The 15,244-nt window shown below is 40.4% G+C and carries 15 protein-coding genes; 14 read left to right on the plus strand and 1 reads right to left on the minus strand.

Annotated features, from left to right (window positions below):
- Nucleotides 1–33: 33 nt before the first annotated feature.
- Nucleotides 34–1,557, plus strand: a complete 1,524-nt coding sequence (locus AFM12_RS05810) for a GH3 auxin-responsive promoter family protein (RefSeq protein ID WP_055144920.1) — start codon at nt 34–36, stop codon at nt 1,555–1,557.
- Here AFM12_RS05810 and AFM12_RS05815 read toward each other — a convergent pair.
- Nucleotides 1,554–2,645, minus strand: coding sequence for an AI-2E family transporter (locus AFM12_RS05815; RefSeq protein WP_055144923.1), 1,092 nt, complete (start codon nt 2,643–2,645; stop codon nt 1,554–1,556). The two genes, AFM12_RS05810 and AFM12_RS05815, sit on opposite strands and share 4 nt — an antisense overlap.
- Before the next feature lie 81 nt (nt 2,646–2,726).
- Here AFM12_RS05815 and AFM12_RS05820 point away from each other — a divergent pair, with 81 nt between their 5' ends.
- The 13 genes from AFM12_RS05820 to AFM12_RS05880 all read left to right on the plus strand — a co-directional run bounded on the left by AFM12_RS05820 (nt 2,727) and on the right by AFM12_RS05880 (nt 15,203).
- Nucleotides 2,727–3,563, plus strand: coding sequence for a YjiK family protein (locus tag AFM12_RS05820; protein ID WP_055144926.1), 837 nt, complete (start codon nt 2,727–2,729; stop codon nt 3,561–3,563).
- 64 nt (nt 3,564–3,627) lie between these two features.
- Nucleotides 3,628–4,311 (plus strand): response regulator transcription factor, encoded by a 684-nt coding sequence (locus AFM12_RS05825; protein WP_055144929.1) that lies wholly within the window; start codon nt 3,628–3,630, stop codon nt 4,309–4,311.
- Nucleotides 4,312–4,365: 54 nt separating this feature from the next.
- On the plus strand, nt 4,366–5,400 hold the full coding sequence (locus tag AFM12_RS05830; protein WP_055144932.1) for a sensor histidine kinase: 1,035 nt from the start codon (nt 4,366–4,368) through the stop codon (nt 5,398–5,400).
- 3 nt (nt 5,401–5,403) lie between these two features.
- Nucleotides 5,404–6,159 carry an RluA family pseudouridine synthase gene (locus AFM12_RS05835; RefSeq protein ID WP_055144935.1) on the plus strand — a complete coding sequence of 252 codons (756 nt, stop codon included), beginning with the start codon at nt 5,404–5,406 and terminating at the stop codon, nt 6,157–6,159.
- A 73-nt stretch (nt 6,160–6,232) separates the two neighbouring features.
- Entirely contained in the window at nt 6,233–7,006 is a 774-nt protein-coding gene (locus AFM12_RS05840; protein WP_055144938.1) for an alpha/beta fold hydrolase, read from the plus strand.
- A gap of 1 nt (nt 7,007) precedes the next feature.
- On the plus strand, nt 7,008–7,658 hold the full coding sequence (locus AFM12_RS05845) for a CBS domain-containing protein (RefSeq protein WP_055144941.1): 651 nt from the start codon (nt 7,008–7,010) through the stop codon (nt 7,656–7,658).
- Between the two features lie 11 nt (nt 7,659–7,669).
- Nucleotides 7,670–8,584, plus strand: coding sequence for an NAD kinase (locus AFM12_RS05850; protein WP_055144944.1), 915 nt, complete (start codon nt 7,670–7,672; stop codon nt 8,582–8,584).
- Nucleotides 8,585–8,643: 59 nt separating this feature from the next.
- Nucleotides 8,644–9,699 (plus strand): hypothetical protein, encoded by a 1,056-nt coding sequence (locus AFM12_RS05855; protein ID WP_055144947.1) that lies wholly within the window; start codon nt 8,644–8,646, stop codon nt 9,697–9,699.
- A gap of 60 nt (nt 9,700–9,759) precedes the next feature.
- Nucleotides 9,760–10,509, plus strand: a complete 750-nt coding sequence (locus tag AFM12_RS05860; protein WP_055144950.1) for a DUF6089 family protein — start codon at nt 9,760–9,762, stop codon at nt 10,507–10,509.
- A gap of 86 nt (nt 10,510–10,595) precedes the next feature.
- Nucleotides 10,596–11,348: an undecaprenyl pyrophosphate synthase gene (gene uppS / locus AFM12_RS05865; RefSeq protein WP_262489869.1), complete on the plus strand. Its 753-nt coding sequence runs from the start codon at nt 10,596–10,598 to the stop codon at nt 11,346–11,348.
- A 5-nt stretch (nt 11,349–11,353) separates the two neighbouring features.
- Complete coding sequence (bamA, locus tag AFM12_RS05870) at nt 11,354–13,981, plus strand: outer membrane protein assembly factor BamA (RefSeq protein WP_055144953.1); 2,628 nt, start codon at nt 11,354–11,356, stop codon at nt 13,979–13,981.
- A gap of 119 nt (nt 13,982–14,100) precedes the next feature.
- Nucleotides 14,101–14,619 carry an OmpH/Skp family outer membrane protein gene (locus AFM12_RS05875; protein WP_055144956.1) on the plus strand — a complete coding sequence of 173 codons (519 nt, stop codon included), beginning with the start codon at nt 14,101–14,103 and terminating at the stop codon, nt 14,617–14,619.
- Nucleotides 14,620–14,654: 35 nt separating this feature from the next.
- Complete coding sequence (locus AFM12_RS05880) at nt 14,655–15,203, plus strand: OmpH/Skp family outer membrane protein (protein WP_055144959.1); 549 nt, start codon at nt 14,655–14,657, stop codon at nt 15,201–15,203.
- Nucleotides 15,204–15,244: the final 41 nt, after the last annotated feature.

A 15,244-nucleotide genomic window follows, 5' to 3' on the forward strand; every position in this document is an offset into this window, starting at 1 on the left:
TTTCTTTACCGCTGAAAACTATCCTTTACCTGCGTGAGTGTTCTTAACGAAATTCTAAGTTTCTTCATTAAAAGACGAATTGAAAGAATCAATGAATTCATGCTTAATCCGCATGAAACTCAACAAGAACAATTTCAGAGCCTGATAAAAAAGGCCCGAAAAACGGAATACGGAAAACGTTATGGTTTTTCAGACATCAAAAACATAGTAGACTTTCAAAGACAGGTGCCCATTGTGGCCTATGAAAATCTTTACCCTGAAATAGAACGGGTTTTGAGGGGTGAAAACAATATCCTATGGCCTACTCCGATTAAGCTTTTCTCAAAATCTTCAGGCACTACAAACGCCAAAAGCAAGTACATTCCTGTCTCTGACGAATCCTTAGAAAGTTGTCATTATAAAGGTGGCAAAGACATGATTACGCTCTACCTGGCCGAGCATCCTGATTCCGGCCTTTTTGATGGTAAGGGACTTTCAATAGGGGGTTCTTTGCAGGAAAACCCTTACAATAGTCGTACACAGGTGGGCGATATTTCAGCCTTAATCATGCAAAACCTGCCTTCCTGGGCTGAGTATTTACGTACTCCTCCTCTGGAGGTAGCTTTGATGGATAACTGGGAAGAAAAGATGTCCCGTATGATTGACATTTGCTCCCGTGAAAAGTTAACCAGCATTCTGGGCGTACCTACATGGACAGTGGTTTTACTCGAAAGAATTTTGGAACAAACGGGCAAGAAAAATCTCCTTGAGGTCTGGCCTGATTTTGAGCTTTTTGTTCATGGAGCTGTAAATTTCAAACCCTACCGCGACCGTTTTCAAACAAAGTTTTTCCCTTCTGAGCAGGTCAACTACCTTGAAATTTATAATGCCTCTGAAGGTTATTTCGGTGTGCAGGATGACCTCGGCCGAATCGGTGAGATGCTTCTTATGCTCGATTACGGTGTTTTTTATGAGTTTGTACCCATGGAAGAACTTGATAAAGACCACCCGAAAGCTCTGACGCTTGATCAGGTAGAACTTGATAAAAACTACGCCCTGCTGATCTCAACGAATGCTGGTCTGTGGCGATATAAGATCGGCGATACTGTAAAATTCACGTCAAAGTACCCTTATCGTATTAAAATTTCAGGCCGAACGAAGCACTTTATCAATGCCTTTGGTGAGGAACTGATTATTGAAAATGCTGAGGCCGGAATCACTGAAGCCTGTGAAGCCACGGGAGTCATAATCAAAGATTTCACAGCCGGGCCATGTTACATGGCCGATGACAGTAAAGGCGGGCATGAGTGGATCATTGAATGCCCTCAAAAACCGGAAAACAGCTTTGACTTTGCTGAAAGACTGGATGCTTCATTGAGAAGACTTAACTCCGATTACGATGCAAAAAGGGCTGGTAACCTCGCGTTACAAATGCCAAAAATACACTTTGTGGAAGAAGGCACTTTCTATAATTGGATGCAGAAAAGAGGCAAACTTGGTGGCCAGAATAAAGTACCCAGACTAAGTAATAATCGGGAGTTTATTGACGATCTCTTGGAATTTACCGGCTTGCGTTAATTTTTGACTCTTTTCCGCTTTTTACCCACGTCAGAGTGATCGGCATCGCCCAGTAGAAACCCAATCGGCCTGAATTTCTCAATATTATCAAACAGAACTTTGATAATGGCTGTTAGCGGCAGGGCTAAAACCAAGCCTGAGATTCCCCATAAACTACCAAACAGTAAAAGTGAAATTATGGCTACAAGGCTGTTAATACTCACTTTTGAACCCACTATAAAAGGGGTAATGAAATTCCCCTCCAAAAACTGAATAAACCCGAAACTAGCCGCCACACCTACAGCGTACCACGCGGAGTCTTTGGTGATCAGGGCCATCATAATGGGTAATAGTGACCCTATGGCCACACCTATATAAGGCACCAGCACCAACACTGCGGCAAAGAAACCAAAGAATACTGCATTAGGAATGCCAAGCAATAACAAGGCCGTGGTGTTTAAAGTACCGACAATAAGGATAACCAACAAAAGCCCAGACATGTAACTCTGTACCACCGACTTAATCTTTCCTAAAACCACATCGATTCGATGATTACTTACACTCTTAAAAGCTTTGTACAGAAACTCCTGAAAGAAATCACGGTATAGTAGCATTAGGAAAATATACAGCGGAATCAGCGAGAGGTTAGCCAGGAAGCCAGTGGTATTAGATAAAGTGCCTGATATAAAAGAACCACTATTCTTAAGTAAGTCTGTGAGGTATTTCCTAGCCTCAGTTAGCTGAGTTCCCTCTGTCACAGAGAAGCGTTCTGCAATAAAACTTTGCCCCATTTCTAACCATTCTTCCCCTTTTTTGATCATTTGAGGCCAGATTTGGTCAAAGGTTTTAATTTGGCCAACCATCAACCAGATGACGGCAACTATCAGAGCCCCAGCAAGTAAAATGGTTACAATAATCCCCAGAACTCTTGGAAATTTAAGTCTGGTTTCAAAGAAATTATTGACTGGCAAAAGAAGAAATGATAAGATTCCGGCAAAAATGATTGGCACCAAAATATCCTGAAGCTGCGACAGAGAAAAAACTAAAATAACCACCGAAAGCAAAGTGGCCGCCACCCATACAGATTGAGAAGATTGAGGTTTTATCATAAGAATCGCTTTTGCTCAAAATTATATAAAATTTAATTCCACAGCCCGCTTTCTTACTTTTATGGCAGAATAACTGTACAAATGCTCAAAGCCAAGTTTATAGCTCTTTACTACGCTTTCAAAATCATGACTTGTAGCTGCAATTCAGAGGTTTCGATGGGGTTTGTCAATCTGAGATCAGAGAGTAAAATTGAAAAGCTGGGTAAGCTTCCTGAGATCATTGATGAAAGCTCAGGTCTAGCCCTTCTACATAATGGAAATATACTAACTCATAACGATGACGGAGAGCCGGCACTTTTTGAAATTGAAACCTCCGGAAAGCTCATCTCAAAGAAAATCATCAATGGAACCCAAAACACGGATTGGGAAGACTTGACAACTGACACCGAGAAGAGCATCTATATCGGTGATTTTGGCAACAATTTTCAAAACAGAAAAAACTTAAGGATTTTCAAACACAACTCTTATAATAGCACTGAGTCGATAACCTTTCGTTATGCCGACCAAAGCCAATTCCCTGCTCCAATTAAGAACTTTGATTGTGAAGCTTTCTTCTGGCATAACGGTGAGCTTCATTTATTCACAAAAAGCTGGGAGAAGAAAAATCCGATTAGCAAACATTATTCTTTACCCGATAAGGCGGGTGATTATACATTAAGAGTCCAGGAAGTCCTTTCCATTCAACAACCCGTAACAGCAGCAGACATTAGCCCAAACGGTAAATTTTATGCATTACTCACATATGGCAAAATTCTTTTTTTTGAGGTCAAAAATGACGAAATCAATTTTAAGCATCCTTTGGGCTGTATTAAAACCAGAAGAAAACAAACTGAGGCTCTGACTTTTATATCTGACAGGGAAATCCTATTTTCAAACGAGCAAGGTGACCTTTATAAGGTCACTTTTGACTTGCCCTAAGAAGACTTAACATTTACTTAATATTACAACTCTATCTTTGGAACAGAAACCAGATAAACCCCAAATGGCCGGAAAAATACTCTTGGTTGATGACGACGAAGACATCATAGAGCTTTTGACCTACAATCTTAAACGCGAAGGCTATACCATTGAAACGGCTCCGAACGGGCTTGAGGGTATAGAAAAAGCAAAAGACTGCAATCCTGACCTCATTTTGATGGATATCATGATGCCCGTAATGGATGGCATTGAGGCTGGTCGTCAGATCAAGCAGAGTGAAAAACTTCGGAAAATCCATGTGATTTACCTGACTGCACGGGCTGAAGAATTCTCTGAAATTGCGGCTTTTGATGCCGGTGCAGATGACTACCTGACCAAACCTATAAAACCCAGAGCTCTGATCAGCCGGATAAATGCTTTTTTCCGAAAAGAAAATCTCAAAAACGAGGACGAAACCCTGTTGACCATCGGAGGTCTGGAAATAAACCGAAATAACTATTCCGTCAAAACAGAGGACGGCAATGAAGTCGTACTTCCTAAAAAAGAGTTTGAATTACTTTATTACTTAGCCAAAAAACCAAATAAGGTTCAGTCCCGAGGTGAATTGCTCCAAAAAATATGGGGTTCTGAAGTCTATGTAGTTGAGCGTACTGTTGATGTACATATTCGTAAAATCAGAGAAAAACTCGGCGAAGATGTGATCAAAACCCTCAAAGGACTAGGCTATATGTTTAATCTTAAGGACTAGAGAAAGCCGATAAATTTCTTCATTTTTGCCGGGAAACCTAATTCGTGAGCATTCATGAACTTATCTGCCAGATGGATCGCCTTTCTGCTCGCACTTTTTATTACAGTGCTCACCGTGGTCTTTCTCAATTTTGTACCCGACACCAAAGCCGAGATGCTTGTTGTCACCGGTGTCATCTGTTTTCTGGCTACCTATTTTACTACGTACTACACCGTTGATGTACTGATTTTTCAGGAGGTAGATCAGATTTACAAGAGTGTTAAGAAGCTCAAAATTAAAGACTTCAACATCAAGAAAAAGCCTCTTCTCAATAGCCAGAATCCGCTGAAACTTCTCAATACCGAAATCTCAGATTACGTAACTGAGAAACAAAAGGAAATAGAAGAACTGAAACGTATGGAAACTTTTAGAAGAGAGTTTCTGGCGAATGTTTCTCATGAATTAAAAACTCCAATTTTCGCGGCCCAAGGTTTTGTACATACACTTATTGATGGTGCAATAGACGACCCGGAAGTAGCAATCAGATTTCTCAATAAGGCGGCTAAAAGCCTTGATGGCCTTGATGCTTTAGTGAGAGACCTTGTGGTGCTTTCTCAGGTAGAAACAGGAGAGCTTAAAATGCAATTTGAAGTTTTGGATCTGGTCAGAATCACTGAGGACATTTTTGAGCAACTTGAAGACAAGGCGACCAAAAGAGACACAAAACTCAAAATTAAACCGGCCAAAATTCAAGAGTGCCTTGTAGTAGCGGACCCGCAGAGAATTTATCAGGTTTTGATGAATTTCATTGAAAACGCCATTAAATATGGTAAAGATCACGGCAAAGTGACCGTGGTTTTTGAAGAGCAAAAAAAGCATTATACCATAGCCGTTGAAGACGACGGACCAGGTATCCCTCAGGAGCATATCAATAGAATTTTTGAACGATTTTATCGCGTTGATAAAAGCCGCAGCAGGGAAACTGGTGGAACCGGCCTTGGTCTGGCTATTGTTAAACATATTTTGAGTGCCCATAATAGCTCAGTAAGTGTGACCAGCAAACCAGGCAAAGGTACCAGATTCTCTTTTTCTTTATTAAAAGCAGATTAAAGTTTGACAGAGTTAAGCAATTACAAGAAACCACCTAAAACACTAACTTTTAGGGAGTTAATAATTCATGAAGATGACAATTATGTAATCATCAGCAAACCTCCTTTTGTTTCCTCTTTGCCAGAGAGAACCAAAGACAAGGCCATTAGTATTCAACAAATGGCAAAGGAGGAGTATGACGATATTCAGCTTTGTCACAGACTTGATAAAGAAACCTCAGGAGCTCTCGTACTGGCAAAAAACTCAGAAGCCTACCGAAATATGGCGATTCAGTTTGAAGATCGCCAAGTCAAAAAAGAATATCATGCTGTGGTGAATGGAGTTCACGATCTTGACAGCATTTCGGTTTTTCTTCCAATTTCTGTTTTGAAAGATGGAACTGCCGTTCGAATTGATAAAACTGCAGGTAAACTGGCCGAGACTATCTTTTTTACAGAGAAGAGTTTCCAAAAGCATACACTGGTTCGTTGCTACCCCATTACCGGGCGAATGCACCAGATCAGGGTTCACCTTCAGTGCTTAAATGCACCAATCGTTTGTGATCCCACTTATGGTGGAGATTTCATCTATTTATCACAGATAAAACGTAAATTCAATCTAAAGATGGATACAGAGGAGCTACCATTGATAAAAAGAGTAGCTCTTCATGCCCATAAGATTGCTTTCAGAGACCTCACAGGTAGCGTTGTCGAATTTACAGCTCCGTACCCAAAAGATTTTGAGGCTTTGGTGAAACAATTAAACAAACATAGCTCCTAGTCTCTTCGTCTTTTGATTATTCAAATAATAAGGGGAATTTTGCAGAGCAATTAAGCATTACACTAGAAATCAAATGGCACAAAAAACCTTTCAAGACGGGCAATACACCTTTGTAGATGAAGGAGAAGGACCAGTAATTCTTGTATTACACGGCCTTTTCGGTGCCCTAAGTAATTTTCATGATGTAGTTGATGGCTTTAAGGATCAATACAGGGTGATAATACCGGTAATGCCGATCTATGATATGCCGATGCGTCAGGCAAGTTTGGAGGGTCTTCTAAAATTTATTGAAGGTTTTGTAGAACTTAAGGGCCTGAAGGATATGATTCTTTTAGGCAACTCACTAGGAGGACATGTGGCTTTGATGTACACGCTTGCTCATCCTGAGCATGTAAAGTCACTTGTTCTTACAGGAAGCTCAGGATTGTTTGAAAACACCATGGGCGGTTCATTCCCGAAAAGAGGTAGCTATGATTACATAAAAGAACGTGTAGAATACACCTTTTATGACCCGAAAACAGCCACAAAAGAACTGGTTGACGAGTGTTTCGAGATTACAAGTAGTATTCCTAAGTGTATGAACATTGTTCAGATTGCGAAATCAGCTCAACGAAATAATATGGCGGACGAAATTCCCTCGATTACCGCACCTACTTGTTTGATATGGGGTCTTAACGATACTATTACTCCTCCTCATGTTGGACACGAGTTTAATCGTTTGATTCCGAATTCTGAATTGCATTTCATTGATAAATGTTGCCATGCTCCCATGATGGAGCAGCCTGAACAGTTTAACAGGATCCTCAAAAAGTATCTTGAAAAATTAAATGAAACTATAGAAGCGTGATATGCAAATTACCGAGCTTATAGATGCCAATATTCCATTACTCAAACACACAGATAGTGCTGATGACGCATTGTTGTTTATGGGTGAGGAGCATCTGAGCCAAATGGTAATGCTTTACAACGGTGAAATTCATATTTATGAAGAAGAGGCATTAATGAGTTTTGCTCAGGAAATGCCGCTTTCCGAAATCCCTCCAAAATTTACAGGAATTTTTCTACAGGAGCACACCCACCTTTTACAGGCGGTAGACTTCCTGATCAAACTCGATCTAAAGATTTGCCCGGTTGTTGACGAGCAAGAAAAATTCATAGGGGTTATTAGATCCTCGGATATTTTCAAAAGCGTCCTGATACGTCAGTTTGAAGGTGAAGGAAGTGTTATCGGTCTCAGAGTAAATCATAATGATTACAGCCTGTCTGATATCAGCCGAATTGTGGAAGCCGAAGGTTTAAAAATTGAGCAGCTTTATCTTGAGGATAAAGATTTGACTCAATACCATTTTGTTATCAAATTCGATAAAAAGGAGATCATAAATGGTATAAGAAGTCTCAAACGCTATGGTTATCAGGTTGAAAAAATTCTTGGCCCTGATCATGACAACACCGTAGATCAGCATCGTTACGGGCTCTTAATGAAATATTTAGAAATTTAGTCTCTTCTCCAATGCACATTTCCTTACATGGACGCGAGTTCAGGGTCGAAGATAAAGCGTCTGTTCAGGCGGTTTTTGACGAGCTCTCCACTCAGGATATCGATTTTCAGATTTCAGATTCTTTCAGAAAGGTTTTGAGTGAAGCCGAGGTTAATGTTTACACCGATCAGGTCTTTGAAACCAAAGAAGGTTTGGATAAATCAGAAATGGTGCTCAGTCTCGGAGGTGACGGTACATTTCTTGAAACCGTCGCAAAAGTAGGATCCACGGAAAAACCCATTCTGGGAGTTAATTTTGGTCGCTTAGGTTTTTTGACATCAATTCAGCCGTCGGATATTAAGCCTTCGGTTCAGAAAATACTCAATCATCAATACAAACTTGATGAAAGAACAATGGTTTCGGCAGAATCTGAAACCGAACTCTTCGAATCAGGCACGAACTTTGCCCTGAATGAAATAGCAATCTCGAAGACCGACACTTCTTCGATGATCATTATTCATGCTTACATCAATGGTGAGTTTTTAAACTCTTATTGGGCAGATGGATTGATGGTGGCGACGGCTACAGGTTCTACGGGCTATTCATTAAGCTGCGGGGGGCCTTTGGTTATGCCTCATTCAGATAATTTTATAATTACTCCTATTTGCCCGCACAATTTGTTTGTAAGACCAATGATCGTCTCTAATAATAGTGAGATTTCACTGAAAGTAGAGAGTCGAAGCAATAATTATCTGGTTTCTATGGATTCCAGAGCAAAAGTCATCGGAGATGTGGATTCTGAGATCACGATTAAAAAGGAATCATTTAAGGCCAGGCTGGTTACATTAGACGGCATGGACTTCCTTGATACCCTACGTGAGAAACTGGGCTGGGGTAAAGACGTCAGAAATCGTTTGTCTCAAGCCGAGAAAGGGGAATCTTCCTGAGGTTGCACAGCAATAAAAAATTAACGTTTGGCGTTTTGTAACCGAATTTTATTCAAAGTATGGCAAGGTCATCAGGATTACTCAAAATTGCTTTCCTCTGCTCAGGAATACTGATTTCCACTTTAACCAGTGGTCAGGGATTATTTTCACGTCAAAACGTGATCAATCAATACACCACGGTAGGTATTGGCGGTGGATCCTCACATTACTGGGGAGACTTAAGCCCCTACAGCCAATTTTACAATGCTCTATATACTAACGTTAGATGGAACGGTCACGCTAACTACACAAGATACTTGACGGCTAATGCAGGTGTTCGTCTACAACTATCATGGATCAGAATATTAGGAGATGACTACACCTACTCTCAAAGAAACTTAGACTTGTTCTGGCAAAACTATATTAGAAACCTGCACTTCAGAAATGACCTAAAAGAGGTGACGATTAGTGGTGTTTTCAACCTCTTACCCTCTTACGGAAAAGGTGGAGCCAGAGGAAGACTTGATTTTACACCTTACGCAACCATTGGATTGGGGATGGTTGCTCATTCTCCTCAAGCAACATTACCGGTCACGAACGTTATTGACCCTCCAACATGGGTTCCTTTGAGAGATGCATCAACATCCGGGCAAGTATTACCTGCCAGTACAATAAAAATGTACAGTTTTGTTGAACCTGTTCTCCCAGTTGGTCTTGGTCTTCGTTTCAAAATAAATGAAAAGTTCGATATTACTTTTGAAGGAAATATTAGACTTACCAAAACTGATTTCATAGATGATGTAGCAGAAGTTTCATATGCAGATGAAGCTTTACTACAATCCTTTATTGGTCCAAATGCTGATTTGAGCTTTAGAGCTGATGAGGCAATACACTCAAGAACTAGAGATTACAGAATATCAACCTTGCATCAGATTTGGCAAGACGTTGATAAATTAAATGCGGGAATTTTGAATCCAAACACATGGTCACCTAGTGATCTGAGACAATTTTATGGGCCTGATCTACCTGGCACAATAAGAGGAAACGCAAGTAACATACCTGACACTTACGCTACTTTCCAAGTGACCTTAAGTTACATCCTGAGTAACAAGATCAAATGCCCTGTCTTAAAGTAAGAATTTTAACTACTTTTGCCTTCCGAAAAAAACTCTACTCGAATCAATTATTAGTCTAGCTTGTTCAAAAAGGCGACTTTCTTTCTTAGTGGAATTCTAATTTTCCTGTTTTTTAACCTCAATGCTCAAACGCTTGAAGGAGGTTTTGGTTTAGGGGTGTCTCAGTATAAAGGTGACCTGAACCCAAATTTCAATCCTCTGGTTTCTCGCCCGGGTGGTCATGTAATGTTCAGATACAACCTTTCTAATGCCATCTCTTTAAAGGGCCAAACATCATTTATGTTACTTGCTGGTCACGACGGTCTGAGTAATAACGCGGCTAACAAGGCAAGAGACATGAGTTTTGAAGGTAGAATTTGGGATTATCACTTTGATGTGGAGTATAACTTCCTCAATTTCAGATCCTCCGGAACGATATATAAATCTTCATGGACACCGTTTCTGCAATTAGGCTTTGGGAATTACCAAATGCAGCATTTCAAAATTGATATAGCGGGTTTTAATTACCCTCTACCTGTTCTCAAGGCACATCATCAGGCTCTGAATTATGGCTTTGGAATAAAAAAACAAATAAGTTCAAACTGGAACATCAATTTCACTTTTTCATCTAAATACCTGTTTAACTTGGAAAGTGGTGACAAACTTGATAACCTTTATTACGTTTCAGATCCATTAAGTGTAACCGGATACAACCCGGCTATCGCTTCTCTCCTACCACCCAACAATCACACAGCTGACCAGTATTTCTACACCGGAGTTACTCTGAGCTACGTTTTAATCGGCATAAAATGTCCGAATCCCCGAAGATAATTTTTCCTTTTTATTGGCCTTCTTTTTTTGCTACCTTTGCAGTCATTTTTGGTAGCAGTTTGATCACCATCAAACCTTAAGAATCAGTGAGTCCGGAAAACATCGATAAAAGCAATTTACCTCAGCACGTAGCCGTTATTATGGACGGTAACGGCCGATGGGCCAAAAAGCAGGGAGCCATGCGTATTTTCGGGCATCATCACGGCATTAAAGCTGTCCGTGAAACTGTAGAAGCCTGTGGTGAACTGGGGATAAAATATCTAACCCTTTACACTTTCTCTACCGAAAACTGGAATCGCCCGAAACTGGAGGTCGATGGGATTATGCAATTGCTTGTTTCTACCATTGCCAAGGAGGTTCCTGAATTGAACAAGAGTAATGTTAAGCTTAAAACCATTGGTGATATTCAATCGCTTCCGTCAAAAGCCAGAAAAGAGTTGGAAAGTGGAATAGAACTAACGGCTAATAATACCGGATTGACACTAACCCTGGCCTTGAGTTACAGTGGAAAGTGGGATATTATTCAAGCCACTAAAGCTATAGCCGAGAAAGTTAAAAAAAGTGAAATATCCGTTGAGGATATAAATGAAGAGCTATTTAGCCGTTATTTAGCCACGGAGAAAACACCAGATGTTGATCTTATGATCAGAACGGGGGGAGATCACCGAATCAGTAATTACCTTTTATGGCAGTCTGCCTATTCTGAATTACTATTTATCGATGACATCTTCTGGCCAGAATTCAGAAAACCTCATCTGTTTGATGCCATTTATACATATCAACTGAGAGAGAGAAGATTCGGAAAAACGGGAGAACAAGTAAAAAAAGAAACGAACTAGCATTTATGCTTAATAAATACAAAGGGTACGCACTCATAACCGCTTTTGTTTTACTAGCTAACAGTCTTTCCGCACAAATTATCGGAATAGGCTCCAGAAGTAAAAGCACAAACCCGATCAACACAATTTCTTACGACAACCCACAGAAATTCACTGTAGGAGGCATCGAGGTAAAAGGTGTAAAATTCCTTGACCCTAACACTTTGATCTCCGTTTCAGGCCTTTCAGTTAATAGTCAAATCACAATTCCGGGCGAAGCGATAAGTTCCGCAGTCAGACGTCTGATGGATCAGGGGATTATTGAGGAAGTTTCGATCAACGTCCTTCGGATTGAAGACAACAAAGCTTTTCTGGAAATTGACCTCAAAGAACGTCCCCGACTAAACAAAATACAGATCGAAGGCACAAAAAAGGCTGATGTTGAAACTATTGAAGAACTGGTAAGTGAAAACAGGGGTAAGGTAATTACCGAAGCTCTGGTAAAAAACATGCAGCTCCTAATCAAGAAGCACTACATTGAAAAGGGCTTTCTTTATACCACTGTTCAGGTTGAGCAAATTGACGACACCGTTAGGGTTAACAACGCAACTCTGATTTTTGATATTGACAGAAAGGAAAAGGTCAAAATTGATGAGATCGTGGTAACCGGTATCGAGCAGGTGCCTGAGTGGAAATTGCTCTCTAAACTCAAAAAGACAAAAGAAAGAGCTCCTTTGAGGGTATTCACTCCTTCCAAATACGTTCCAAAACAGTATAAAGAGGACAAACAGGCCATGATAGATTGGCTGAACAAAAAGGGTTACAGGAACGCTCAGGTGGTAACTGACTCAGTGGTATCTAATGAAAACGGTAATGTAGACCTCTATCTTCATATGAATGAGGGGAACCGCTTTTTTTACCGCGAGATTACCTGGACCGGTAATTACCTCCACAGCTCTGACACCCTTGCCATGATTCTTGGCATCAAGAAAGGTGACCTTTACAACCCTGAAGAACTTGAGAAAAAAATCAATGGTATTCCACAAAATGATATCAGCTCATTTTATATGGATGATGGTTATCTCTATTTCAATTGTACACCAATAGAAGTAGCCGTAGAGGGCGACTCTATTGATATTGAAATGCGGATTTTTGAGGGCAAGCAGGCCATCATCAACCGAATAATACTTAACGGAAATACAAAAACTTCTGACCACGTAGTGATGCGTGAGCTTTTGACCCGACCAGGCCAGAAGTTCAGTAAAACTGATTTGATTGAGACTACTCAAAGGTTATCAAAACTGGGGTATTTTGACCCACAAACGATAGATCCAAGACCTATCCCGCAAGCAGATGGCACTGTGGACATTGAATATAATGTAGACGAAAAATCAAATGACCAAATTGAACTCTCTGGTGGATGGGGGGGTATTCAGGGTTTTGTAGGAACTTTTGGTATTGTCTTCAACAATTTTGCCATCAAAGACATTACGAAGTTCAGAAAGTATCGTCCTCTTCCTAAAGGTGATGGGCAGCAGTTTTCTATCCGTTTTCAGGCCAATGGTGGTTTTCAAAACTACTCCGTTTCCTTTACCGAGCCTTGGTTAGGAGGTAAAAAACCCAACTCTTTCTCGGTGAGTCTTTTCCACTCTGCTCAGGATTACGGCAAACTACAAAAGCGTATTGAAAGGTTATATGGAAACTCAGGTTTCAATCCATATTTCGGTTTTGGAGGTCTTGGTGGATCTTCTTTTTATTCCGGCTTCTTTAAAAACACGGGTGGCTCAATCACTTATGGTAAGAGATTGAACTGGCCTGATAGAAACTTTAACTTGAGTTCGACGCTGTCGTATCAATACTATGATGTAGAGAACAGTTTCCTTTTGGCGAACTTCAGAAACGGTCAGGCTCATGACATAAGCTTGAATGCCAATATTTCAAGATACAGCCTTGACAATCCACAATTTACCAGAGCCGGTTCGTCCATCTCTTTAACGGCAAGTTTTAACCCGCCGTATTCATTGTTCGGTACGAACAAAAGTACTGACGAACTACAGTGGATAGAGGGGCATAAATGGATGTTTGATGCCGACTGGTATATGCCTGTAGTTGGTAAACTTGTTTTCCATGCGAAAGCCAATATGGGCTTCCTCGGCAAATACTCTGATGAGGTTGGTTACAGCCCGTTTGGAAGATACGTTGTAGGTGGTGCAGGTATGGGTCTACAGAATGCTTATAATATCGGTGTTGAGCTTATTGGTCTTAGAGGTTATGACGAGGGTGTCGTTCATGAAAAAACCTTAGCAGAGCAGTCGGCAGAAGTAACGGGAGCTACAAGCTCAAACGGCCAGCTCAGTAGACAAGGGGGTATCATCTACAATAAATTTGCTGCCGAACTGAGATATCCGATTTCGTTAAATCCACAAGCTACTATTTACGCTCTATCATTCTTGGAGGCTGGTAATAGCTGGGGAAGTTATAAAGATTATAATCCGTTCAGATTGAGAAGATCGGCAGGTGTGGGCGTCAGAGTATTTATGGCAGCTTTCGGCTTGCTTGGCTTCGACTACGGTTATGGTTTTGACCCTATACCGGGTATTCAGAACAAGGGTTTGAAGAAATTTACGTTTAGTATAGGTCAGCAGATCCGATGATCTTCTGTTAAATAACTGTTAATTCACCCTCACAGAGTAGTCTTTTTATCAAAATGGTAGTCAAAGTACTGAAGCTTGGAAACCAATAGATAAAATAGCTCTTTGAAAAACTTTCCAAGATGAAGAAGTCATTATTTTTTCTAATTTTGTCGCTCGTTTCAACAGCCGCTTTTAGTCAAAAATTCGGCTATATCGATTCGGAGTTTATCACAAGCAAAATGCCTGAATATCAGGATGCGATAAATGCGATGAACACTTATTCTGAACAATGGGTCAAAGATATTGAGACCAAACATCAGGAAGTGGCTGAAATGAAAAGAACCTTTGAGCAGGAAGAGATTTTGCTCACGGAGGAAATGAAAAAGGAAAGGTTGGCTGAAATAGCCACCAAAGAACAGGAAGTCAAAAAACTCAACAATGATATTTTTGGACTAAACGGGCAGCTTTTTCAAAAAAAGAAAGAAATAATGAAGCCAATAATGGATGCCGTTTACACCTCGTGTGAAAAGGTAGCCAGACAAAAGAAACTCATGTTTATTTTTGACAAAGCGTCTGACATCAGCATGATTTACACCGATCCGCGTCATGATTACACGGATTACGTTATGGAAGAACTAGGGATAGTTGAAAAAAAATAAATCGTTATTAGTTAATTAAACAAATAAAACAGAAAATGAAGATCAAATTATTTGCAACCCTTTTTGCTTTAATGATGCTGGCTGGCGTTGGTGTTCAGGCACAGGTGAAAATTGGTTACACAAACATTGATTATATCTTGGGAAACATTCCTGACTCAAAAGATATTCAGTCTAAACTAGCTACCGAAAAGGCTCAGTACGACAAATTATTACAAGAGAAAATCGCTGACTTCCAGAAATCATACGAAGATTATCAAAAGAATGCAGGTACTATGTCTGCTGTGATTCGCCAGGACAAAGAGAAAAGTCTTCAAACTTCTCAGGAAGGAATTCAGGAATTCCAGCAGAACTCTGAGACGGCTCTTCAAAGAAAGCAGCAGGAGCTTCTTGCCCCGGTAATGGATAAAATCCAGAAGGCAATTGATGAAGTAGCAGCAGCGAATGGCTATACACACGTTTTCAATTCAGATGCGGGTTATGGTACTACTCCGGTAATTCTAGTAGCTCCTGAAAGTGATAATATTACAGATTTAGTGTTCAAGCAACTTGGTGTGGAGGCTCCGGCTGAAGCAGCAGGAAACTAAGCTAAAACTCAATAGAAGAAGCCTCTTTGAAAATTTTCAAA

This window comes from Jiulongibacter sediminis, from assembly GCF_001306455.1.
In the GTDB taxonomy this organism is placed as follows: domain Bacteria; phylum Bacteroidota; class Bacteroidia; order Cytophagales; family Spirosomataceae; genus Jiulongibacter; species Jiulongibacter sediminis.